This window comes from Streptomyces sp. NPDC044704 (assembly GCF_056433525.1).
Genome location: NZ_JBWKGY010000049.1, coordinates 1 through 2,708 on the forward strand (window position 1 = coordinate 1; position 2,708 = coordinate 2,708).

At 70.1% G+C, this 2,708-nt stretch carries 2 protein-coding genes; both read right to left on the bottom strand.

The features are described from left to right. On the bottom strand, positions 1–1,577 hold a 1,577-nt coding region (locus tag AC07B0_RS40300), incomplete at its 3' end, for a homocysteine S-methyltransferase family protein (RefSeq protein ID WP_478900599.1). Further along, positions 1,574–2,557 carry a PfkB family carbohydrate kinase gene (locus AC07B0_RS40305; protein WP_356879511.1) on the bottom strand — a complete coding sequence of 328 codons (984 nt, stop codon included), beginning with the start codon at positions 2,555–2,557 and terminating at the stop codon, positions 1,574–1,576. The genes AC07B0_RS40300 and AC07B0_RS40305, both read right to left, overlap by 4 nt. Between the last annotated feature and the right edge of the window lie 151 nt (positions 2,558–2,708).

A 2,708-nucleotide genomic window follows, 5' to 3' on the forward strand; every position in this document is an offset into this window, starting at 1 on the left:
CCGTCCTTACGGGACTCCTCCTGACCCGTGCAGATCGTGAACGTCAACGTGTCGATGAGGATGTCCGACTCCAGGATCCCCCAGTTCCCCGTCAGATCGTCAATGAGGCGTTCGGCGATCGCGACCTTGTGCTCGACGCTGCGGGCCTGGCCCTCCTCGTCGATGGTCAGCGCGATCAACGCCGCCCCGTGCTCCTGAGCCAGCTGCGTGACCTTCGCGAACCGCGACTCCGGACCGTCCCCGTCCTCATAGTTCACCGAGTTGATGACCGCCCGCCCGCCCAGCTTCTCCAGACCCGCCTGGATCACCGGGACCTCGGTCGAGTCCAGCACGATCGGCAGCGTCGAAGCCGTCGCAAAACGGCCGGCCAGCTCACGCATGTCCGCGACACCGTCACGGCCCACATAGTCCACACACAGATCCAGCATGTGCGCACCCTCACGGATCTGGTCCCGGGCCATCTCCACACAGTCGTCCCAGCGCGCCTCCAGCATCGCTTCACGGAACTTCCTCGACCCGTTCGCGTTCGTCCGCTCACCGATCGCCATGTACGAGGTGTCCTGCCGGAACGGCACCGTCTGATACAGCGAAGCCGCACCCGGCTCCGGCCGCGGAGACCGCTGCGTGACCGCGGTGCCCCGCACCCGCTCCACGACCTGCCGCAGATGCTCCGGCGTCGTCCCACAGCACCCACCGACCAGAGACAGCCCGTACTCCCGCACGAACGTCTCCTGCGCATCCGCCAGCTCCGAAGCCGACAACGGATAGTGCGCACCCTGCTTCGTCAGCACCGGCAGACCCGCGTTCGGCATGCACGACAACGGGATCCGGGCATTGCGCGCCAGATAGCGCAGGTGCTCGCTCATCTCGGCCGGACCGGTCGCGCAGTTCAGGCCGATCATGTCGATGCCGAGCGGCTCCAACGCCGTCAACGCCGCACCGATCTCCGAACCGAGCAGCATGGTGCCCGTGGTCTCGACGGTGACCGAGCAGATCAGCGGCACCGAGAGGCCGAGCGCGTCCAGCGCCCGGCGGGCGCCGATCAGCGCCGACTTGGTCTGGAGCAGGTCCTGGGTGGTCTCCACGAGAAGCGCGTCCGCGCCGCCCGCGACGAGCCCCTCCGCGTTCGCCTGGTAGGCGTCGCGCAGCGTCGTGTACGGGGCGTGGCCGAGGGTGGGCAGCTTGGTGCCGGGGCCCATCGAGCCGAGGACCCAGCGCTGCTGTCCGGTGGAGGCGGTGTACTCGTCGGCGACCTCGCGGGCGATCCGCGCGCCCGCCTCCGACAGCTCGTGGACGCGTTCGGGGATGTCGTACTCGGCGAGCGAGGCGAAGTTCGCGCCGAAGGTGTTGGTCTCGACGCAGTCCACGCCGACCGAGAAGTAGGCCTCGTGGACCGAACGGACGATGTCCGGCCGGGTGACGTTCAGGACCTCGTTGCAGCCCTCCAGCTGCTGGAAGTCCTCCATCGTCGGGTCCTGCTCCTGGAGCATCGTCCCCATGGCTCCGTCGGCGACGACCACACGGGTCGCGAGCGCCTCCCGCAGGGCTTCCGCCCTGCGGACCTGCTCGCCGCTCATGAGACGGCCACCAGCCAGGGCTCGATCTCGGCCGCCGCCGCCCTGCCGTACACCCGGTCGACCCGGCCGACGAGGTCCGAGGGGAGCAGCTTGTACTCCTGGGTGCCGACCGATTCCAGCACCACCGTGGCCAGTGCGCAGCCCAGTTGCGCCGCGCGCTCGTACGAGAGGTCCCAGGCGATGCCCGCGAGGAAGCCGGCGCGGAGGGCGTCGCCCACGCCGGTCGGGTCGGCGGCGGCGTCCGTCGGTACGGCGGGGATGTCCTGCCGGGTGCCGTCGGCCGTCATGATCGAGACGCCGTCGGCGGCCCGCGTCACGATCCAGGTGCCGACCCGCTCCAGGACCTCGTCCTCGTTCCATCCGGTGCGCTCGCGCAGCAGCGCGCTCTCGTACTCGTTCGTGAAGAGCAGGTGGGCCCCGTCGACCAGGCTGCGCGTCTGTTCGGTGTCGAGGCGGGCCAGCTGCTGGGACGGGTCCGCCGCCACGCGCACGCCGAGTGCGTGCGCCGCGGCGGTGTGGCGCAGCATCGCCGCGGGGTCGTCGGCGCCGACCAGCACCAGATCGAGTCCCTGTGCGCGCCGGTACGTCTCGGCGAGGTCGATCCTGCCCGCCTCGGCCATGGCGCCGGCGTAGAAGGTCGCGATCTGGTTCTGGTTGCGGTCCGTCGTGCACACGAAGCGTGCCGTGTGCAGTGTCTCGCTGACCCGGACCGACGTCGTGTCGACTCCGGCTTCGGCCAGCTTCCTGCCGTGCTCGGCGAAGTCGACACCGGCGGCGCCCACGAGCAGGGGCCGCAGGCCGAGGCGGCCGAGGCCGAAGGTGATGTTGGCCCCCACGCCGCCCTGGCGGACCTCCAGCTGATCGACGAGGAACGACAGGGACACCGTGTCGACCTTGTCCGTGATCAACTGCTCCGCGAAGCTTCCCGGGAACACCATGAGGTGGTCGGTCGCGATGGAGCCGGTCACAGCGATTCGCACAACTCTTCTCCTTGGACTGTGGACTTGGCGGCGCGGGGGCGGGTGCTCAGGCCAGGCCGGCGGCCGTGCGCAGGGCGTCGACGCGGTCGGTGCGCTCCCAGGTGAAGTCGGGGAGTTCGCGGCCGAAGTGGCCGTAGGCGGCGGTCTGGGC